19 protein-coding genes are annotated in these 19716 nt (G+C 63.4%); 10 read left to right on the top strand and 9 right to left on the bottom strand.

Translation table 11 applies throughout. The features are described from left to right. The first annotated feature begins 8 nt into the window (after window positions 1–8). Window positions 9–587, top strand: coding sequence for a recombination regulator RecX (gene recX, locus ATN37_RS10460; protein ID WP_054825713.1), 579 nt, complete (start codon window positions 9–11; stop codon window positions 585–587). Between the two features lie 115 nt (window positions 588–702). Here the strand turns inward: recX and ATN37_RS10455 are convergent, their stop codons facing one another. The 4 genes from ATN37_RS10455 to gluA all read right to left on the bottom strand — a co-directional run bounded on the left by ATN37_RS10455 (window position 703) and on the right by gluA (window position 4067). After that, window positions 703–1599 (bottom strand): amino acid ABC transporter permease, encoded by an 897-nt coding sequence (locus ATN37_RS10455; protein ID WP_054188531.1) that lies wholly within the window; start codon window positions 1597–1599, stop codon window positions 703–705. Beyond that, window positions 1596–2276, bottom strand: coding sequence for an amino acid ABC transporter permease (locus tag ATN37_RS10450; protein ID WP_019748198.1), 681 nt, complete (start codon window positions 2274–2276; stop codon window positions 1596–1598). Before ATN37_RS10450 ends, ATN37_RS10455 begins: the two co-directional genes overlap by 4 nt. Window positions 2277–2375: 99 nt before the next feature. Next, window positions 2376–3212 (bottom strand): glutamate ABC transporter substrate-binding protein, encoded by an 837-nt coding sequence (locus ATN37_RS10445; RefSeq protein WP_020907523.1) that lies wholly within the window; start codon window positions 3210–3212, stop codon window positions 2376–2378. A gap of 126 nt (window positions 3213–3338) precedes the next feature. Then, the gene (gluA, locus tag ATN37_RS10440) at window positions 3339–4067 is read right to left on the bottom strand and encodes a glutamate ABC transporter ATP-binding protein GluA (RefSeq protein WP_007735175.1); all 729 of its coding nucleotides are present in this window, start codon (window positions 4065–4067) and stop codon (window positions 3339–3341) included. A gap of 231 nt (window positions 4068–4298) precedes the next feature. Between gluA and miaB the strand changes: the two genes are divergently transcribed. Together miaB and ATN37_RS10430 are read left to right on the top strand one after the other, a co-directional pair. Further along, a complete protein-coding gene (gene miaB / locus ATN37_RS10435) occupies window positions 4299–5846 on the top strand; it encodes a tRNA (N6-isopentenyl adenosine(37)-C2)-methylthiotransferase MiaB (RefSeq protein ID WP_047271495.1) in 1548 nt (515 codons plus the stop codon). Next, on the top strand, window positions 5843–6433 hold the full coding sequence (locus tag ATN37_RS10430; protein ID WP_003942155.1) for a hypothetical protein: 591 nt from the start codon (window positions 5843–5845) through the stop codon (window positions 6431–6433). The genes miaB and ATN37_RS10430 overlap by 4 nt, the downstream gene beginning before the upstream one ends. Before the next feature lie 94 nt (window positions 6434–6527). On the opposite strand, the gene ATN37_RS10425 is transcribed toward ATN37_RS10430, so the two are convergent. Further along, window positions 6528–7913: a DUF349 domain-containing protein gene (locus ATN37_RS10425; protein ID WP_218695091.1), complete on the bottom strand. Its 1386-nt coding sequence runs from the start codon at window positions 7911–7913 to the stop codon at window positions 6528–6530. 139 nt (window positions 7914–8052) lie between these two features. On the opposite strand from ATN37_RS10425, the gene ATN37_RS10420 reads away from it, so the two are divergent. The 7 genes from ATN37_RS10420 to ATN37_RS10390 all read left to right on the top strand — a co-directional run bounded on the left by ATN37_RS10420 (window position 8053) and on the right by ATN37_RS10390 (window position 15327). Beyond that, window positions 8053–8814 (top strand): class III extradiol dioxygenase subunit B-like domain-containing protein, encoded by a 762-nt coding sequence (locus ATN37_RS10420; RefSeq protein WP_218695090.1) that lies wholly within the window; start codon window positions 8053–8055, stop codon window positions 8812–8814. Next, a complete protein-coding gene (gene miaA, locus ATN37_RS10415; RefSeq protein ID WP_007735177.1) occupies window positions 8802–9737 on the top strand; it encodes a tRNA (adenosine(37)-N6)-dimethylallyltransferase MiaA in 936 nt (311 codons plus the stop codon). The genes ATN37_RS10420 and miaA overlap by 13 nt, the downstream gene beginning before the upstream one ends. Window positions 9738–9821: 84 nt before the next feature. Further along, complete coding sequence (locus tag ATN37_RS10410; protein ID WP_003942243.1) at window positions 9822–10493, top strand: class F sortase; 672 nt, start codon at window positions 9822–9824, stop codon at window positions 10491–10493. A 32-nt stretch (window positions 10494–10525) separates the two neighbouring features. Further along, entirely contained in the window at window positions 10526–11395 is an 870-nt protein-coding gene (gene dapF, locus ATN37_RS10405; protein ID WP_125050991.1) for a diaminopimelate epimerase, read from the top strand. 75 nt (window positions 11396–11470) lie between these two features. Beyond that, on the top strand, window positions 11471–12946 hold the full coding sequence (gene hflX / locus ATN37_RS10400; protein WP_003942213.1) for a GTPase HflX: 1476 nt from the start codon (window positions 11471–11473) through the stop codon (window positions 12944–12946). A gap of 10 nt (window positions 12947–12956) precedes the next feature. Beyond that, entirely contained in the window at window positions 12957–13946 is a 990-nt protein-coding gene (locus ATN37_RS10395; protein WP_308125202.1) for a hypothetical protein, read from the top strand. 55 nt (window positions 13947–14001) lie between these two features. Beyond that, window positions 14002–15327 carry an esterase family protein gene (locus ATN37_RS10390; RefSeq protein WP_231915020.1) on the top strand — a complete coding sequence of 442 codons (1326 nt, stop codon included), beginning with the start codon at window positions 14002–14004 and terminating at the stop codon, window positions 15325–15327. 39 nt (window positions 15328–15366) lie between these two features. Here ATN37_RS10390 and ATN37_RS10385 read toward each other — a convergent pair whose 3' ends face one another. The 4 genes from ATN37_RS10385 to ATN37_RS10370 form a co-directional block, all read right to left on the bottom strand. Beyond that, on the bottom strand, window positions 15367–15624 hold the full coding sequence (locus tag ATN37_RS10385) for an HPr family phosphocarrier protein (RefSeq protein WP_003942144.1): 258 nt from the start codon (window positions 15622–15624) through the stop codon (window positions 15367–15369). A gap of 97 nt (window positions 15625–15721) precedes the next feature. Continuing rightward, window positions 15722–17791, bottom strand: coding sequence for a fructose-specific PTS transporter subunit EIIC (locus ATN37_RS10380; RefSeq protein WP_063316514.1), 2070 nt, complete (start codon window positions 17789–17791; stop codon window positions 15722–15724). Between the two features lie 18 nt (window positions 17792–17809). Beyond that, window positions 17810–18805, bottom strand: coding sequence for a 1-phosphofructokinase family hexose kinase (locus tag ATN37_RS10375; RefSeq protein ID WP_007735190.1), 996 nt, complete (start codon window positions 18803–18805; stop codon window positions 17810–17812). Next, the gene (locus ATN37_RS10370) at window positions 18802–19569 is read right to left on the bottom strand and encodes a DeoR/GlpR family DNA-binding transcription regulator (protein WP_003942134.1); all 768 of its coding nucleotides are present in this window, start codon (window positions 19567–19569) and stop codon (window positions 18802–18804) included. Before ATN37_RS10370 ends, ATN37_RS10375 begins: the two co-directional genes overlap by 4 nt. Window positions 19570–19716: the final 147 nt, after the last annotated feature.

Below are 19716 nucleotides of genomic sequence, written 5' to 3'. Positions count from 1 at the left end.
GTTCAGTCATGAGCTTCGACGACGGTGACAACGGCGAGAATGCTCGTGAAGAGTACGGCGCGCCTCGGCGTCGATCCCGTCAACGATCCGAGAAGCCGTCGCAACGCGCAGAGGGTGGGACGGAGGCGCAGGCCAAAGATGCTTGCCTACGCCTCCTGACCGACCGGGCGCGCAGTCGTTCCGAGCTGGAAACAAAGCTGAGCGGGCGCGGCTTCGAGCCCGAGATCATTGCCAAGGTCCTCGATCGACTCCAAGAAATCGGGTTGATCGACGACGCAGACTTCGCGAACCAGTGGGTTCATTCGCGGCATACGTACTCGGGCAAGGGAAAGCGTGCGCTTGCAGTCGAGTTGCGGCTCAAAGGAATCGACCAGGACACCGCTTCCGAAGCGTTGTCACAGATCGATCCGGAAGATGAACGCGAGCGAGCAGCGGAGCTGGTTCGGCGGAAGCTGAAGAACAAGCCCGTCGATGATCGCGACAAGGTCACGCGTCGACTGGTCTCGATGCTGGCACGCAAGGGATATTCAGCTGGGATGTCGTACGAGGTGGTCAAAGCCGAGATGGCGGCGGTCACCGACTCGTAGCGAAGTGCAGCATTCAGAACAACAGGGCGGGGGTACCACCGAAATTCGGTGGTACCCCCGCCCTGTTGTGTATTCACGCTAACGCGGCTGGATTCGACTCACGGCTCCATCTGATTCACGGCTTGGTCAGGTCCATACCCGGAACCGAAACAGCTGGGTCGGCGGACGGAGCCGCGATGGGGCCCTTGCCCTTTCGCTTCCCGGACCGCAGGCGCTTCTCCACCTTGGTTGCCAGGAAGGTCAGAGCCGAGTTGAGAGCGATCATGATCGCGGCGACCACGATGAGCGCCGGCAGGAAGTTTCCGTAGAAGGTGCCGAGCTGTTGGGCCTGACGCACCAGCTCGACATATCCGATCAGGTAACCGAGGGCGGAGTCCTTCAACGCCACGACCATCTGTGAAATCAGGGCCGGGAGCATGGCGGTAACCGCCTGGGGAAGCAGGATCGTCACCATGATCTGCGTCTTGCGCATACCAAGTGCCTTGGCGGCCTCACTTTGCCCTCGTGGGAGTGAGTTGATTCCGGCACGGACGATCTCGGCGATCACAGAACCGTTGTACAGAGTCAGACCCACGACGACTGCCGCGAGTGCGAGGTACTTGGACTTGAAGACCTCGTATTCGGCGAACACCTGATACGAGAAGATCATCAGAATCAGAACCGGTACTGCTCGGAACAATTCGACGATGACGCCGCAAATCTTCCGAATGATGTTGTGCTCGGAGAGTCTGCCGATACCCAGTGCAGAACCGAGGATGAGCGCGAAGACGATGGACATCGCAGCCGCGATCAGCGTTCCCCGGATGCCGGGTATCAGATACGTTGTCCACGAGGTGGATTCGAGGAACGGATCCCACTTCGCTGCTGTCAGCTGGCCCTTTTCGTCGAGCGCGCGGTAGACGACGTACCCGATTGCCACCATGAGTGCGGCGACGACAAGGGACGCGAATCGGTAGAGATTTCGCGCTCTCGGACCGGGCGCGTCGTAGAGAACTGTTGCGCGGTTGCTCATCGTGAAACCTCGAATCGCTTGCTCAGCTTGCCGAAGATCAAGCCCATGGGAAGTGTCAGGATCACGAAACCGACAGCGAAGATTCCACCGACGACAAAGATCGCGGCTTCGTTCTCGATCATCTTCTTCATCAGCGCTGACGCTTCGGAAACGCCGATCACCGCGGCGATGGTCGAGTTCTTGGTCAGTGCGATCAGCACGCTACCCAGCGGTGCTGTGACCGCGCGAAAAGCCTGAGGCAAGACGATCAGCCGAAGATTTTGTGCAAACGACAGACCGAGTGATCGGCCCGCTTCGGCCTGGCCGACCGGAACGGTATTGATTCCCGATCGAAGTGACTCACACACGAACGCGGCGGTGTAGACACTGAGGCCGAGTACGGCGAGTCGGAAGTTGTTGTCTGTCAAGAACGTCGGTGAGTCCGACTTGGCGAGATTGACTCCGAGCGTCTGCGACAGACCGAACAGACAGAACAGCAGAATCAGTGTCAGGGGGGTGTTGCGGAACACGGTCACGTACGCGGTACCCAGGAATCGGGCGACCGGAACCGGTGACACGCGCATGGCCGCGATCAGGACACCGATGATGACGGCGCCGATCGCGGAGAAGAACGTCAGCTGGATCGTGGTCCAGAAGGCTTCCAGAATCTGGTCGCCGTACTTGCTCAGAAGGTTCACTTGCCGTCTCCCCAGATCACGGGATCTCCGTTGGTGGCGTCACGCGCTGCGGCTCCCGAAATGGGGAGCCGCAGCGAGATTGACGGTGAAAAAAGCAGGTCAGTAACGATCAACGGTGGGCGGGGCCGGGATCGGGTAGCCCGAAGCACCAACGGTGTTGTTGAAGGCTTCTTCCCACGCGCCGGTGGAGATCATCTTCTCGATGGCATCGTTGATCTTGCCGCGACCCTCGGAATCGTCCTTGGCCAGGCCGACACCGTACTTTTCGGTCGTGAACGGTTCTCCGACGACCTTCAGCTCGCCCGGGTACTGGGCAGCGTAGCCGGCGAGGATGATGTCGTCGGTGGTGACAGCGTCGACAGCGCCGTTGCGCAGAGCCTCGACACAAGCGGAGTAGGTGTCGAGCGGCTGGAGCTGGACGTCCTTGGCGTAGTTGTCCTGGATGTTCTGCGCCGGAGTCGAACCCGACACCGAGCAGAGCTTCTTGCCGCCGGTCAGGGAATCGGGGCCGGTGATGTCGGTGTTGTCGGAGCGAACGAGCAGCGACTGGCCTGCGATGAAGTACGGGCCGCCGAAGCTGACCTTTTCCTTGCGCGTGTCGGTGATCGAGTAGGTGGCCACAATGTAGTCGACCTCGCCGTTCTGGATCAGGGTCTCGCGCTGGGCTGACGGAGATTCCTTGAAGGTGATGCCTTCGGGCTTTACGCCCAGTTCGTTTGCGATGTAACGGGCTACCTCGACGTCGAAGCCGGAGAAGGTGCCGTCCGGATTGCGCTGACCGAGGCCGGGCTGATCGAACTTGATGCCGACGGTGAGAGTGCCGTCGGAAGCGCTCTCGGTGATCGACTTGTTCTCCTCGCCGCCGCCACAGGCCGTGGCAGCGAACGCGATGGCCATGATTCCGATTCCGAAACGGACGGAACGATTGATCTTCATGAAGATCCTCTCAGTTGTCGACACACGAACAGTGCAGTCGAGATGAACGGTGCAGCCGAGGTGAACGGTGCAGTCGAGCAAGTTGTCTTGTGGACGAGGACAGGACTGTCGGAGGGGAGACTGTAATCAGTGCGTGAGGATCTTGCCGAGGAAGTCCTTGGCCCGATCCGACTTGGGATGGGTGAAGAACTCTTCGGGCGTGGTGTCCTCGACGACCTGGCCGTCAGCCATGAACAGCACACGATCGCCGGCTTTGCGGGCGAATCCCATCTCGTGCGTGACCACGAGCATGGTCATGCCTTCCTTGGCGAGGGAAGTCATGACGTCGAGGACCTCGTTGACCATCTCGGGATCGAGAGCGGAGGTGGGCTCGTCGAACAACATCACCTTCGGCTGCATCGCAAGAGCGCGAGCAATCGCGACGCGCTGTTGCTGACCGCCGGAAAGCTGCGCCGGGTACTTGTCGGCCTGATTGGCGATACCGACGCGCTCGAGCAATGCCTGCGCCGTCTTCTTGGCTTCGTCCTTCTTCGCCTTGCGGACCTTCATCGGTGCGAGCATGACGTTCTCGAGGATCGTCTTGTGCGCGAACAGGTTGAAAGACTGAAAGACCATCCCGACGTCGGCACGAAGTGCGGCAAGTGCTTTGCCCTCTTCGGGGAGCGTCTTTCCGTCGACGGCGATGGTGCCGGAGTCGATGGGTTCGAGGCGATTGATGGTGCGGCACAGAGTCGACTTACCGGAGCCCGACGGACCGAGGACGATCACCACTTGGCCCTTGGGTACCTCGAGATTGACCTCTTGCAGGACGTGAAGTTCCCCGAAGTGTTTGTTCACCGAGGTCATCGAAATCATGGATGTGGAATCGCCGGAGGTGGTCGGCGTCGTCGCATCGTCGGCTTGGGTCATAAACGAGAACCTTAGGCGTAGTTTGCGTCGACGCCCGTGATTTCGCCATGGTTCTTGCCATATGTAATGGAAATTTTACTGTGACGACGTTTATGTCGCGTTTCGGCTGTTTATCAGGGCGTTATTACACGTCGTAGTGGACGTGAGCTAGGCTGAAGCGTGTCACTGATCGACGAAATGTCCCCTGCACTTCCGGAGCCGACTGCAGTTCCGGAGCCGACTGCGAAGTCTGTTCGCACCTACGAGGTGCGGACGTACGGCTGTCAGATGAACGTCCACGATTCCGAGCGACTGTCCGGTCTGCTCGAGGACGCCGGGTATTCGAAGGCGGAGACCGGAACCGATCCTGATCTTGTCGTCTTCAACACGTGTGCGGTCCGCGAGAACGCGGACAACAAGTTGTACGGCAACCTCAGCCAGCTCGCCCCGAACAAGGAGGCGAACCCCGACATGCAGATCGCGGTCGGCGGGTGCCTGGCGCAGAAGGATCGTGACACCGTCGTCAAGAAGGCGCCGTTCGTCGATGTCGTCTTCGGCACTCACAACATCGGCTCGCTTCCCGCGCTGCTCGACCGTGCGCGTCACAATCAGCGCGCCGAGGTCGAAATCCTCGACGCGCTGGAGGCGTTTCCGTCGACACTGCCAGCCAAACGCGAATCTGCTTATGCGGGTTGGGTTTCCATCTCGGTGGGCTGCAACAACACGTGTACGTTCTGCATCGTTCCGGCCCTGCGTGGCAAGGAAGTGGATCGACGTCCCGGCGACATTCTGGCCGAGGTGCAGGCACTCGTCGACGAGGGTGTCTCGGAAGTGACCCTGCTGGGACAGAACGTCAACGCCTACGGCGTGTCGTTCGCCGATCCGGAGCAACCGCGCGATCGCGGAGCCTTCGCCTCCCTCTTGAAGGCATGTGGACACATCGACGGCCTCGAACGGGTCAGGTTCACATCGCCGCACCCGGCAGAGTTCACCGATGACGTCATCGAAGCTATGGCAACCACTCCCAACGTCTGCCCGCAACTGCACATGCCGTTGCAGTCCGGTTCGGACAAGGTTCTCAAGGCGATGAAGCGCTCGTACCGCAAGTCGAAGTACCTCGGGATCATCGAGAAGGTGCGCGCCGCAATGCCGCACGCCGCCATCACCACGGATATCATCGTCGGGTTCCCGGGGGAGACGGAAGAGGATTTCGAGGAGACGCTGGACGTCGTGCGTAAGGCGCGATTCTCCAACGCCTACACCTTCCAGTACTCCAAGCGCCCGGGCACGCCGGCGGCGGAGATGGCCGATCAGCTTCCCAAAGAGGTTGTCCAGGAACGCTACATGCGATTGCTCGCCGTTCAGGAAGAAGTGAACATCGAGGAAAATCGCAAGCTCGTCGGCACCGAGGTCGAACTCTTGGTGGCAGCGGGGGAGGGTCGGAAGAACGCGGCGACTCAACGTCTCAGTGGTCGCGCGCGAGACGGCCGCCTGGTGCATTTCCGCCCCGAGGGAAACCTCGACGGCACAATCCGACCCGGTGACGTGGTGACGGTCGTCGTCACCCACGGAGCCCCTCATCACCTCGTGGCAGATGACGGAGTGCTCACGCACCGTCGGACCCGCGCCGGTGATTCGTTCGAAAAGGGCATCACACCCAAGACCCCGCCCATCGGCGTAGGTCTCGGACTACCGAAGATCGGTGCCCCGGCCCCACAACCCGTCCAGATGGGATGCAACGCATGACCTCGCAACACGAGAACACGACACCACAGCCGGGCGACGACGCCTTCGAGGGCTACCGCAAGGATCTCGACGACGCGGAACGCAAGGTCGCGGGAGAAATCGATCCGGGTGTGCGCGCCATGGTTGTCGCGGTTGCGGTGCTCGTGCTGGTCGGCACCCTTGCCCTGCCCCATGCGGGAGTTGCGAACGGCTGGGATGTGCTCGCGTACAACCAGGACGCGGAAACCGAACGGATTGCACTGTTCTCACGCTTGTTCGTGTGGTTCGTCGTCATCTTCGGCATCGGATTCTCGATGCTAGCGCTGGTCACGCGGCGTTGGAGTCTGGCCTGGGTCGCACTCGCCGGCAGTGCCGTGGCGAGCGCTCTCGGCATGATGGCCGTCTGGTCGCGTCAGACCATTCCCGCCGGTTTCAATGTGGCAGGACCGTCGATCGGGCTGATCATCGGATGGTTTGCCGTCGTGTTCTTGACGTTCCATTGGCTCAAGGTGGTCTGGACACGAACCAACATTCAGCTCGCCGCCGAGGAGCAACGCCGGATCGCTGCGGCCGAAGCCGAGAAGCATCAGGAATGGAACGTCGGCTGACACAGCAGGCCGTCCATCCAAAGCACAAGACAACGCCGGCTGACTCCTTTCGGAGTCAGCCGGCGTTTTTGTTGTCTTTACAGCTCGTCGTCGATTACTCGTTGACGGCGCTTTCGGCAGCTTCGGCCCACTCACGCCACTGCTTGGCCTGAGCGAGAGCCTTCTCGGCGTCCTTCGTCTTGCCGGCAGCCTGAGCCTTGGCGGCCTGCTCCTCGAACTGGCTCACCCGCTCCTTGAACTGCGCGACCCGGGCAAGTGCTTCCGGATCGGTGCGACGCCACTCGGCGTCGACCGCGTCGCGCACCTTGGTTTCGATGGCCCGGAGCTTCGCTTCGAGTTCCTGCATTCGGTCGCGCGGCACCTTGCCGATCGCGTCCCACTTCTCCTGCAGATCGCGAAGCGCTGCGCGGGCGTTCTCGAGTCCGTGCGCCGGATCGATGTTCGCATTGGCAGCGAGCAGCTCCTCCTTTGCAACCGCGTTCTGCTCGAATTCGGCATCGCGCTCGGATGCAGCAGCGTTGCGCGCGGCGAAGAACACATCCTGAGCGCCCTTGAAGCGCTTCCACAGGTTGTCGTCGGCCTCGCGCGGTGCGCGGCCGGCAGCCTTCCACTCGCTGAGCAGATCGCGGAATTCCCCGGCGGTCTGTCCCCATTCAGTGGAGGTCGACAGCTTCTCGGCACGCTCGACCAGTTCTTCCTTCGTCGAACGGGCGCTCGCACGATCCCGGTCGAGTTCGGCGAAGTGGGCTCCACGTCGTCGGTTGAAGGACTCACGAGCCTTCGAGTAACGCTTCCACAGTGCGTCGTCGACCTTGCGGTCGATTCCGCGAATCGTCTTCCACTCGTCGAGAATCTCGCGCAGTCGATCACCCGCGGTCTTCCACTGGGTCGACTCCGAGCCGATCTGCTCGGCCTCGACTGCGAGGGCCTCCTTGCGGGCGGTGCTTGCCGCGCGCGACTGTTCCTTCTCTTCCTTCGCGTGCGCTGCGGCCTCGTCGGAACCGGCAACGATCACGTCGAGTCGGCGAGCCAAAGCGTCGAGGTCACCGATCACTGCAGCGGTCGAGAGGGATTCGGACAGAGCGATGGCGGCAGCCTTGGTCTTCTTGGCGTCTCCGGCGCCCGACGTCAGACGAGCCTCGAGTAGCGAGACCTCGGTCGCGAGGTCGTCGTAGCGACGACCGAAATGGGCGAGGCCCTCGGTGGCGTCGCCGGCCTGCCACGAACCGATCTGACGTTCACCGTCAGCGGTCTTCACCCAGGCGGTTCCGTCTTCCTCGACGCGTCCGAACTTGCTCGGGTCGCTGGCCGGTGCGGGGGTGACGGCATGCGAGGCTGCTGGTCCGGGGCGAGGTGCTCCGGGGCGGGGCGCACCGGGGCGTGGTCCACCAGGTTTGGGAGCGCCGGGTTTGGGTGCTGCCGGGCTCGGGCTGGCCGAACTGCTGTCGGCGCCGGTGGTGGGTTCACTGTTCTCGGTCATCGGTCCTCGTCTCTGCCGCGCGTCACGGCTGCCTGATCGCATTCCTGGTTCCATTGAACCCGGTACTCACGTTCTCCGACTATTGAATCAGGTAAGAGGGTGTGAGGTCGCCACCTCGCGGTCGACTAGCGTGGCAACTGTGTTGACTTCCGCTGTTCTCGTCCCCTCGGCGCCGTTACTCGTGCCGGAATTGTCCGGTGATTCGGCCGAGTCCGCTCAGGTGCGTGCTGCAGCGACAACCGCCGTGCGCCGGCTCGCTCACGAGGCGGTGCACTGGGTGGGCGTCGGCGTCGGCCTAGAGAATGCAGAACCCGAGAAAGCAGCAGGCGAACTCTGGCGATCGGGCGTCGGACGTGGGCAGATCGGTACGTTCGCTGGATTCGGCGCCGATGTCCGGACGTCACTGGACGCGGATGCGGCAGGCGAACCGGTGCCATCTCTCGAACTGTGCGCCCTTGTTGCCGGCTGGCTGCGTGGCCGAACAGACGTGGAGATAACCGTCGACATGCACGTCGTCAGTGCAAAGGCGTCGGCGAATGAATGTCGTGAATTCGGGCAGCAGCTGCGCAAGCAACTCGACAGCGACAACCGACCGCAAGGGCTTCTGATCGTTGCTGACGGTGCGTCCACGCTGACGGCAAAGGCGCCAGGAAGCTTCGACGAGCGCGCCGCGGGTGTGCAGTCGGCCATCGACGACGCCCTGACGGCCGGGGACCCGGAGGCGCTGCTTGCTCTCGATCCGCGGCTCTGCCGCAGTGTCGGAGCCCAGGGGCGCGCGGCGTGGCAGGTCCTGGCCGGTGTCTTTACGGGCTCGTCTCGGTCGGCCCATCCTCGCGCGACGGTCGACTACAGCGATGCGCCGTTCGGCGTCGGTTACCACGTCGGGACGTGGCGGCCGTGAACGTCCCTGAAGAACTTCGCCCGATCGCAGTTGTCGGTCCGACAGCGTCGGGAAAGTCCGATCTCGCGCTGGCACTGGCCGAGGAATTCGGCGGTGAAATCATCAACATCGACGCGATGCAGCTCTATCGCGGCATGGATATCGGGACCGCCAAACTGACACCGGCCGAGCGCCGTGGGATTCCGCATCACCTGCTCGACGTTCTCGATGTGAAGGAGACCGCCACCGTCGCGCGTTATCAAAGCGACGCGATCGCGATCGCCGAGGATCTGATCGCGGCGGGCAAGGTTCCGGTGATCGTCGGCGGATCCATGATGTACGTCCAGTCTTTGCTCGACGAATGGTCCTTTCCGGCAACCGATCCCGAGGTTCGTGCGAAGTGGGAGGCGGTGCTCGCCGAAGGAGGGGTCGGTGCGGTGCATACGGCGCTTGTTGCTGCTGATCCGGTAGCAGCGGCGTCGATACTGCCGACGGACGGTCGGCGGATGGTTCGGGCGCTCGAGGTCGTCGAGCTGACAGGTCTGCCGTTCGCGGCCTCGGCGCCGCAGATCGGTGACCCTCGATGGGGAACTCGCATTCTCGGCGTGGATCGGGATACGGAAGAACTCGACGCCCGGATTCGGTTGCGAACAGAGCTGATGTTTTCAGACGGACTTGTCGACGAAGTTGCCGTGCTCGTCGAGCAAGGATTGCGTGATGGCGTCACCGCGCCGCGAGCCATCGGCTACGCACAGGTGCTCGCACATTTCGACGGTGAATACGATCTGGCCGAAGCACTCGAACGGACGTTCATCGGGACACGGCGCTATGTTCGCCGACAACGATCATGGTTCCGTCGTGACGCACGCGTGCACTGGCTCGACGGTGCCGATCCGGAGCTGCCCAACTCCGCCTTCGCGGCGCTCGCAGATCGCGGTCTGTAACACGATCGAGCGGATCAGCTATCTTACAGTTAGCTATTTCGCGATCGATCGGTTTCGCGAGCGATGAACTGGAGGTCAACGAGCATGGCGCAGACCGCGGCGCACGCGCATCCGAAACGTCGACGCGCGGGTCGGCTACCGCTGGTTCTTCTGCTCGTCACATTTCTCACGGTCGGCGGGGTACTGATCTACTTTGCGGTGAGTGCGGCCGGGAAGCCCATCAGCGCACCTGTTCCCGAAGCACCCTTCGACGTGGGAGCTCCAACCGATCCAGGGGCGACGTGGGCGCCTGCGCCAACGGATCTGCCGCCGAACACGCTCGCGATTCCCGATCTCGATGTGCGAGCCGACATCGTGACCAGTGGGTTCGGCGCCAACCGCGGAATGATCCTTCCGCATCCTGACAAGGTTTCGCATTTCACCAACGGCGTGCAGTTCGGATCTTCGGAGGGTACCAATCTTGTTGCCGGCCACGTCGACGACGGTGACCGCACGCACGGCGCCTTGTGGGCGCTGCACCAGATGAAGCCTGGAACACCGATCTATGTCAGTGACGACACCGGAACGATGTTCACCTATCACGCAGCGAGCCTGAAGTTGTACGAAAAGGTGGCTTTGCCTGCGGAGTTCTTCTCCGAATCCGGTGCGCCCAGGCTTGTCCTGGTGACCTGCGGCGGCGCAACCGTGCCCGACCCCTCGTTGCCGTCTGGATTCACGTACGAACAGAACGTCGTGGTCACCGCGTCACCTGCGTAAGTCGCTCGGTAGGTCCGGATAGGATGGCGACCATGGATTTCAGTAAGGGCCACGGCACGCAGAACGACTTCGTTGTTCTCCCTGACCTCGACGTTCGGATCGATCTCGAGCCGGCGCGAGTTTCAGCGGTGTGTGATCGTCAGCGTGGCCTCGGCGCCGACGGCATCCTTCGTGTCGCCCGGGCAGGCGCACTTGCGGACGCGGGCGTGCTCGGTGCGCTGCCCGACGGCGTCGCTGCCGAAGACTGGTTCATGGACTACCGCAACAGCGACGGCTCCATCGCCGAGATGTGCGGAAACGGCGTTCGGGTATTCGCCCACTATCTCAAGGCCTCGGGCTTGGAGAGCAAGGACGAGTTCGTGGTCGGCAGCCGCGCCGGAGCGCGTCCGGTCGTGGTGCACGGCTACGACGCCACACATGGTGACGTGACTGTGGCGATGGGCCCGATCAAGGACCTCGGCACCAGTTCGGCAACAATCGACGGCCGCGTCTTCGCCGGCGTCGGCATCGACGTCGGTAATCCGCATTTGGCGTGTGTCGACGAGCACGTGACGGCAGAAGTTTTGAGTGCGCTCGATTTGAGTGTTTCTCCGGGCTTCGATCCCGGGTTCTTCCCGCACGGGGTCAACATCGAGATCGTGACGCCGATCCACGACGGTGGGGTCCACATGCGCGTACACGAGCGTGGTGTGGGCGAGACTCGTTCCTGCGGAACCGGAACGGTCGCAGCGGCGGCCGCGGCGCTGAGGTACGACGGCCGCGATGAAGGCTCGGTACTGGTGCGCGTGCTCGGTGGCGAGGTGCAGGTCACCGTCGAAGGCGGCAAAGGGTCGTTGCGGGGGCCCTCGGTTCTGGTGGCGAACGGGACGATCAGCGATGCCTGGTGGCAATCGCTCGTGTGATATCGCCCGCGGGAAATACGCCTGCAGGAAATACGGATGCACCGTGGCCAGGTTTCGTGGGACCATGGATCTTGTATGACGAACACACATGAAAACGAAGAGTCCACCGCTCACGAGCAGTCCGAGTACGCGCAAGCCGAATACACGGCAGCGTCCGCATCGGGCAACCCGTCGACCGGTGAGATGCAACTCGCAGATCGCGGCGCCCTGCGCCGCGTGGCCGGTCTGTCGACCGAGCTCGAGGACGTCACCGAAGTCGAGTACCGCCAGCTTCGACTCGAAAGAGTTGTCCTGGTCGGCGTCTGGACGCAGGGAACTGCCGAGCAGGCCGAGGCGAGCATGACCGAGTTGGCCGCACTTGCCGAGACGGCCGGCTCCGAGGTCCTCGAAGGACTGGTTCAGCGCCGCGACAAACCTGACGCTGCCACCTACATCGGTTCCGGCAAGGCGCAGGAACTGCGCGAAGTAGTCCTGGCGACCGGCGCCGACACCGTCGTCTGCGACGGTGAGCTGACGCCGGCGCAGCTCACGGCGCTGGAGAAGATCGTCAAGGTCAAGGTCATCGACCGGACAGCTCTCATTCTCGACATCTTTGCTCAGCACGCCACTTCGCGTGAGGGTAAGGCGCAGGTCGCTTTTGCTCAGATGGAGTACATGCTCCCGCGTCTGCGTGGTTGGGGCGAGTCGATGTCGCGCCAGGCCGGTGGCCGTGCCGGCAGTAACGGCGGTGTGGGCCTGCGTGGTCCCGGTGAGACGAAAATCGAGACGGACCGCCGCCGTATTCGTGAGCGCATGGCAAAACTACGCCGCGAGATCAAGGGCATGAAGGCCGCTCGCGACACCAAGCGCACACGTCGATTGCAGAGCGACATCCCGTCGATCGCCATCGTCGGATACACCAACGCGGGCAAATCGAGTCTGCTCAATTCGCTCACCGGATCGGGTGTGCTCGTGGAGAACGCGTTGTTCGCCACCTTGGACCCGACCACTCGCCGCGCAGCACTCGACGACGGCCGCGAGTACGTTCTCACCGACACGGTCGGCTTCGTGCGACACCTGCCGACTCAGTTGGTCGAGGCATTCCGCTCGACTCTCGAGGAAGTGACCGACGCAGATCTGCTGCTGCACGTCGTCGACGGTTCGGATCCGTTGCCGACAGAACAGATCAAGGCTGTGCGGGAAGTCGTCACCGATGTTCTGCGCGAGACGGATTCGAAGGCTCCGCCGGAGTTGATCGTGGTCAACAAGATCGACGCGGCAGATCCGGTTACGTTGACGCAACTACGTGGTCTGTTGCCTGGTGCCGTGTTCGTCTCGGCGCGTACGGGTGAGGGAATCGCCGAACTAAGAGCACATCTCAGCGAGGTGCTGGTTCGGCCGGAGGTCGAGGTCGACGTGCTGGTGCCGTACACGCGCGGTGACTTGATGGCTCGAATCCACTCGGACGGAACGATTTTGGAATCGACTCACGAAGAGGCGGGAACGCGGGTGCACGCACGTGTGCCACAGATGTTGGCCTCGGCATTGGTCGAGTACGCACCGAGTGCGTAGTTTCGGGGCCGTGGTCGCGGTGATTGCTGCGACTACGGCAACCGCACTGCTTCCCGGAGCGCTCGCACAGGCGTCGTCGTTCGAACCGAGCGAGTTCGTCCCACTCTGTACGCCTACCGATCCTGCGCTCCAGGAGTTGTCGGGGATGGTCGTCGTCGACGATCGGATCTACGCGATGGGCGACGGCGGCAGTGACGACTTCGTATTCGAAATGGACCTGAACTGTGTTGTCCAGAAACAGATTCCGGTCCCGATAGATCCTTACGACGTCGAAGATCTTGCGGTGAGTGGGCGAACGCTCGTTCTGTCGGACACCGGTGACAACCTCCGGACCCGCGAAACAGTGGCGTTCATCACGATGGACCTCGATTCCGGTGACGGTATGTTGCACCGCCTCACGTACCCGGACGGTGCGCACGACACCGAGTCGATACTGCTCGACCCCGACGGCCACGTTTTTGTCGTGACCAAGGAATTGTTCGGCGAGAGCAGTGTCTACACACCGATCGGGGATCAGAAACTGAGTGACTTGGCGCAGCCCGGCCCGACGCCGCTCGAGCGCGTCGGAGCCGTGTCCCTCGGACCGGAGAAGCCCGTGTCGGTGATGTTCACCGGGGGAGCGGTGTCGTCGGACGGTTCGGCGATCGCACTTCGGAGTTACTCCGACCTGTACCTGTACGAAGTCGTGGACGGCGGAATCGGCGCGACGCTCACCGGTACCGAACCGCTGCGGATCCCGCTCCCGAAGGAGCCTCAGGGTGAGGCGGTGGCATTCAACGATGCGGGCGATGTTCTGATCGGTTCGGAATCTGCCGGCGGAGCGTTGCCTCCGGTGTACGTGATGCGAGCGCTCGTGGACGCGACAGAAGCGACGGCTGACTCGTCTGCCGGTTCGGTCGGTGTCGGGGTCGATCCGTGGACATTCGTGTGGGCCGTATTGGTCGCGGCAGGATGTGCGATCGGGGGCGCGGCATTCGTGAGATTTCGACGACGCCGCTGATTCCCGATAATTCCACGAATTCGCAGACCGACGGTAGATGTGGATACTGGAACGAATGCACGGGCATCAACTCCTGACGCGGCTCTCGCGTATGTCACTCGAGCACGGACACATCACCGCAGCGCTGCTCGTGGGTTCCGTCATCGTCGGCGTCGGCACGTTGCTTCTGCTTCGGTGGTTGCCGCGTAGGGCCGCGTTGGTCGCGCTAGGTCTGTCAGTGCTCGGATCAGCCACCGGTGCGACGTTCGTGTGGCTCAGCTTTCGGCCGCTGCCCGCGCAGCTACCGGCGTCGAATTTTGTCTGGATAGCGCTGGCGATGTTCGGAGTCATCGGCGCCGCACTCGTTCTCCTTCGGCGCCCAGGGCTTGCGCGTGGCCTTTCGGTGACGGCATTCGCCGGGCTGGCCGCGATCGTCGCAGTAGGTCAGGTCAACGCGCAGACCGGCACCTATCCCACACTCGGCTCACTGGTCGGGCACTGGCCGGTGGGCTCGGTCGAGAACGTTGCCTTCGATTCGCTCCCCGGGGCCGAACCTTGGGTTCAACGGGGACTGCCCACCGAAACTCATTGGCAGGTTCCGGTGCGGATGCCGAGCAACGGTGTCGTGACGGAAGCGGCGATTCCAGGAAACGTTTCGGGATTCGACGCGAGGCCTGCGACGCTGTATCTCCCGCCGGCCTATCTTGCCGATCCGCGTGCCGAGTTGCCCGTACTGGTGTTGGTGGCGGGTGAGCCCGGCAGCCCCAGCGACTGGCTGGACAGTGGCCGGCTCGCGACCACCGTCGACGCCTATGCGTCGAGGCATTTCGGGCTTGCTCCCGTCGTGGTGGTGCCCGACGCGTTGGGGGACTACGACGCCAACCCCGGCTGCATGGATTCTGCCCTCGGCAACGTCGCGACGTATCTGGACCAGGACGTCCCGAACTGGATCGAATCGAACCTTCAAGTGAATCCGGACGCTGCGCAATGGGCTATCGGTGGGTTCTCCTACGGCGGGACATGCGCGATCGAGATGGCCGTGAACTTCCCGGACCGATACCCGTCGTTCCTGGACTTCTCCGGGCAGGACGAACCGTCGACCGGTGATCACGAGGACACCGTGGCGGCCATGTTCGACGGTGACGAAAGCGCGTTCGACGCGGTCAACGCCCGAGACCTGATGGCGCAGAATCGGTATCCGCAGTTGTCGGGTGTATTTGTCGCGGGTGAGGACGACGACATCTACCGCCCTCAGCAGGAGATCATGTTCGAGGCTGCACGCGCCGCCGACATGAACGTGGACTACTACACCCTTCCCGGCGGGCACTCGGGTGATGTGTGGGGCACTGCTCTGGAACTCGAAATGGACTGGCTGGGCCGGACACTCGCACTGACTCCGTGAGAGTGTCCGGCCCGCTACACAGCACCGACTGACATCGGGTCAGGCGTCGAGATCAGCGGCTACCAGCTCGGCGACCTTGGCGAGTGCGTCGGCGTCGTCGGACTCGATGGTTACTTCGGTGTCCTTGGCGGCTCCGAGCGTCATGATCATCAGTGCCGACCCTGCATCCACCGGTTCGCCGTCGGCGACTGCGAGGGTGACCGTGGCGCCGGAGGCTCCGACTGCTTCGGCGATGAGAGCGGCGGGGCGGGCGTGGAGGCCGACTGCGGAACCGACGGCAACTGTCTTGCTGGGCATGGGATCTCCTCGTTGCAGAACTGTCGTTGCGGACGTTATGGGGTGTTCGGGCAGATCTGGTGACTCAGGTGGTGACTGCAGTGTTGCCTGCTGTCGATCATGCCGCAGCGGGCACGATTTCGGGGTCGAGTTCGGCATCGGACGGCCCCTTGCGGAAGAACTCCTTGGCTCCGACGACGGCGAGCGCAGCTACCACGGTTCCCGCGGCGAGCGAGACCAGGAACCAGCCGATTCCGCCGACTGCGAAGAAGACGAAGATGCCGCCGTGCGGGGCGCTGAGAGTGACGTCGAAAGCCATGATCAGCGCGCCGGTGACCGCGCCGCCCGCCATCATCGAGGGGATCACGCGAAGCGGGTCGGCAGCGGCGAACGGAATCGCGCCCTCGGAGATGAATGCCGAACCCAGCAACCAGGCAGCCTTTCCGTTCTCCCGTTCGGCTTCGCTGAAGAGCTTGGGACGCAGCACCGTCGAGGCAAGTGCCATGGCAAGCGGCGGAACCATACCGGCAGCCATGACAGCCGCCATGATGCGCAAAGTGGCCGGGTCGTTGACGTTGAGTCCGGCGACGGCGAAGGCGTAAGCCGCCTTGTTGACCGGTCCACCGAGGTCGAAGCACATCATCAGGCCGAGAATGATGCCGAGGAAGATGGCCGAGCTGCCGGACAGTCCGTTGAGCCAGTCGGTGAGACCGGAGGTGATCGCGGCGAGCGGACGCCCGAGGACGATGAACATCAGTGCTCCGACGACCAGCGTCGCGAACAGCGGGATGATCACCACCGGCATCAGGCCTCGCAGCCACTGCGGGACGGCGATCCGGCCGATGTAGAGCGCGACGACACCGGCGATGAGACCACCGACCAAGCCGCCGATGAAACCGGCACCGACGAACACGGCGACCGCGCCGGCTGTGAAGCCGGGAGCGATGCCAGGCCGGTCGGCGATGGCGAAGGCGATGTAGCCGGCCAACGCGGGCACCAGGAAGCTGAATGCCAACGAACCGATCTGGAACAGCACTGCGCCGAGATAGGTGGCCAGACCACCGTCGGGAAGGTTGGTGATCGAGTTGTTGAGAACGATGTCCTTGGCCGGACCGGAGATCTCGTATCCGCCGAGCAGGAAGCCGAGTGCGATCAGCAGACCGCCGGCCGCGACGAACGGGATCATGTAGCTGACACCCGTCAGGAGGACCTGACGGAGGTGGGTGCCGAATCCTACGGAACCGGCATCGGAATCCGCGGCCGCTGCGGCGGTGCCGTCAACGGTGGCGGCGGCGGGATTCTCGGAGGCGCGCAACGCTTCTGCGAGCATCTTGTCCGGCTCGTTGATTGCCCGCTTCACACCGGAAGCGACGACGGGCTTACCGGCGAATCGTTCGCGGCCCTTCACGCCGACGTCGGTGGCGAAGATGACCGCGGCGGCTCCCGCGATCACCGAAGGGTCAAGGGGGGTGCTTCCGCTTGAACCTTGCGTTTCGACGTGCACCTTGACGCCGGCGCGTTCACCCGCGGCGACGAGTGAGTCCGCCGCCATGTAGGTGTGAGCGATTCCGGTCGGGCAGGCGGTGACCGCGACGATGTGACGCTCCGCGGGCGCTGGTGCCGGGGTCTCCTCGGTAGCGTGTTTCCCGGTGGAAACAGGTGCCGGGGGTGTCGCTGCCGCAGCCTTTGTTGCAGGATCCTTCGGTGCGGGATTTAGTACCTCGTCGACCAGTCTCACGATCTCGTCCGGCGTCGACGCTTCACGAAGTGACGTGACGAACGCGGGCCTGACGAGTGCTCGGGCCAAGGAGGAGAGCAGCTTCATGTGCTCGGCCCCGGCGCCTTCGGGTGCCGCGATCAGGAAGACCAGATCGGCGGGGCCGTCGGGTGCACCGAAGTCGACCTTCGGATCGAGTCGAGCAAACCCCAGGGACGCGGACGAGACAGCCTCGGCGCGGCAGTGGGGAATTGCGATTCCGCCGGGCAGTCCGGTCGCGGACTGCGCTTCGCGAGCGAGTGCGGCATCGACCAGTCCCGCGGCGTCGCTCGCCCGTCCCGCTGCAGTCAATCGCGCTGCGAGAGAACGAATGACATCTTCCTTGGTCGAACCCAGGTCGGTGTCGAGTGAGATCAGTTCGGGACTGATGATCTCCGGGCCGGAACTGCCGGCTGCGGTGGTATCGGACATGTCAGGTTCCTTAGGGCGTCAGGCGAGTTCGGTGGGGACGGGGATGGGAGAGGCGGCATCTGCTGCAGATACCGAAACCGCTGCCAGATCGATCTGTTCGGGTGTGGGAAGGGTTGTGCCGGGAAGGGAGGCAGCGGCGCTTCCGTAGGCGACCGCGTGACGTAGCCGCTCGGATTCCGAGCCGCCGCCCGCTTCGGCGAGGATGTAGCCGGCCAGCGACGAATCGCCTGCGCCGACGGTACTGACTGCGACAATCGGGGGAGCGGTGGCGATCCACGCGCCGTCGGCCGTGACGAGGACGGCACCGGCTGCGCCGAGCGTGGCGAGCACGCTGCCGACGCCGCGATCGACCAATCGCTGCGCCGCCGTGATCGCAGGCCCGGGATCACCGTTCTCGGCAGCACGTTCGAGGACGTGGCCGTCGACGCCGGTCAGTTGCGCGAGTTCCTCGCCGTTGGGTTTGAGCAGATCAGGTGCCGAGCCGGGGAAGCCTTCGGCGAGTGCCGTCAGTGGGGCGTCCGAGGTGTCGACCGCCACCTTGCACGGGTGATCGCGCAGCGCGGCGACCAGTTCGCCGTACCACCCCAGCGGAACGCCGGGAGGCAGTGAGCCGGACAGCGCGAACCACAGTGCGGTATCGGCGCGGGCGATCAACTCCTGTGCCAGGGCGTCGAGCGTCGAACCGGACAGCGTTGCGCCGGGTTCGTTGATCTTCGTCGTGGTCCCGTCCGGTTCCGCGATGGTGATGTTGGTGCGAGCCGGACCCGTTGTGGCGACGCCGATGTGGGGAATCCCACCGGCTGCGAGCGCCGAGAGCAAGGGATCGCCACCATTTCCCGGTAGCACCGCGAGCACGTCGAGGTCGGCTGCGGCGAGAACACGCGCCACGTTGACCCCCTTGCCGCCGGGGTCGCTGCGAGTGGAGTGGGCACGTAGGACGGAGCCTCGTTCGAGCCGTTGCTCGAGTTGTACGGTCCGATCGATACTCGGGTTGGCTGTCAGTGTGACGATCATGCGATCACCACCTCGATTCCGTGGTCGTGGAACTCGGATGTGTCTGTGGGACTGATCTCTTCGTCGGTGATGAGGACGTCGATGCTGTCGAGTGGCGCGAAGCTGATCAAGTGCTCGCGGCCGACTTTGCTGGAATCGGCCACCACGACAACGTGATTGGCGGCCTTGACCATCGCTCGTTTGACGGCGGCCTCTTCGCTGTCCGGGGTGGAGAGTCCGTGCCCGACGCTGATCGCATTGGTTCCGACGAAGGCGACGTCGACCCGCAACGTGCTCAGCAGGCGCAGAGCGTCCTCGCCGACCGCGGCTTGCGTCACCCCGCGTACTCGTCCGCCGAGCAGGATCAGGGAAATCGAGTTCATCGATGCCAGTCGTGCGCCGATCGGCACGGAATTGGTCACGGCCGTGAAGTCGTTCTCGGTCGGTAGTTCGGGGATCATGCGGCCCGTAGTCGTGCCCGCGTCGAAGATGACGCTGCCGCCGGTAGGAGGGAGATAGGTGACCGCGCAGCGGGCGATCCGGTCCTTCTGTTGCGCGCGGGTCTGATCGCGTTCCGCCATGCCCGGTTCGGTCACATGGAGGGATCCGGTCGGAACGGCGCCGCCGTGTACACGCCTGATCTGTCCGATCCGCTCGAGGAAGGCCAGATCGCGACGCACGGTCTCGGTGGTCACACCGAAGGTCTCCGACAGCGCCGCCACGGACATGCGTCCGCGCTGCGACACCATGGTGCCGATCGCTTGTTGGCGTTCTTCCGCGTACACGTGCTCTCCGATTCCGAAATGTGATCCGACGGTGCGTTGTGGATCACAGTGAATGTTGCTTTATGTTGTTTTACGCCCGAGTGTGTTGACATGTCAAGACTTGGGAGTAATCTTCGTCACAACGAAGGTGCGGGCTTTACGCGCTCG

This window comes from Rhodococcus sp. MH15, assembly GCF_019266045.1.
Classification (GTDB): Bacteria; Actinomycetota; Actinomycetes; order Mycobacteriales; family Mycobacteriaceae; genus Rhodococcus_F; species Rhodococcus_F qingshengii.
Note: the sequence above shows the minus strand (reverse complement) of the source record. Positions and strands in the feature narration are given on the sequence as shown.

Coding starts and splice junctions, on each gene's coding strand:
- dapF (WP_125050991.1), top strand. CDS start 10,526: ATGGATTTCAGTAAGGGCCACGGCACGCAGAACGACTTCGTTGTTCTC.
- ATN37_RS10445 (WP_020907523.1), bottom strand. CDS start 3,212: ATGAAGATCAATCGTTCCGTCCGTTTCGGAATCGGAATCATGGCCATC.
- miaB (WP_047271495.1), top strand. CDS start 4,299: ATGTCCCCTGCACTTCCGGAGCCGACTGCAGTTCCGGAGCCGACTGCG.
- ATN37_RS10385 (WP_003942144.1), bottom strand. CDS start 15,624: ATGCCCAGCAAGACAGTTGCCGTCGGTTCCGCAGTCGGCCTCCACGCC.
- ATN37_RS10375 (WP_007735190.1), bottom strand. CDS start 18,805: ATGATCGTCACACTGACAGCCAACCCGAGTATCGATCGGACCGTACAA.
- ATN37_RS10380 (WP_063316514.1), bottom strand. CDS start 17,791: ATGTCCGATACCACCGCAGCCGGCAGTTCCGGCCCGGAGATCATCAGT.
- ATN37_RS10425 (WP_218695091.1), bottom strand. CDS start 7,913: ATGACCGAGAACAGTGAACCCACCACCGGCGCCGACAGCAGTTCGGCC.
- ATN37_RS10430 (WP_003942155.1), top strand. CDS start 5,843: ATGACCTCGCAACACGAGAACACGACACCACAGCCGGGCGACGACGCC.
- ATN37_RS10455 (WP_054188531.1), bottom strand. CDS start 1,599: ATGAGCAACCGCGCAACAGTTCTCTACGACGCGCCCGGTCCGAGAGCG.
- ATN37_RS10390 (WP_231915020.1), top strand. CDS start 14,002: ATGCACGGGCATCAACTCCTGACGCGGCTCTCGCGTATGTCACTCGAG.
- hflX (WP_003942213.1), top strand. CDS start 11,471: ATGACGAACACACATGAAAACGAAGAGTCCACCGCTCACGAGCAGTCC.
- recX (WP_054825713.1), top strand. CDS start 9: ATGAGCTTCGACGACGGTGACAACGGCGAGAATGCTCGTGAAGAGTAC.
- ATN37_RS10410 (WP_003942243.1), top strand. CDS start 9,822: ATGGCGCAGACCGCGGCGCACGCGCATCCGAAACGTCGACGCGCGGGT.
- gluA (WP_007735175.1), bottom strand. CDS start 4,067: ATGATTTCGATGACCTCGGTGAACAAACACTTCGGGGAACTTCACGTC.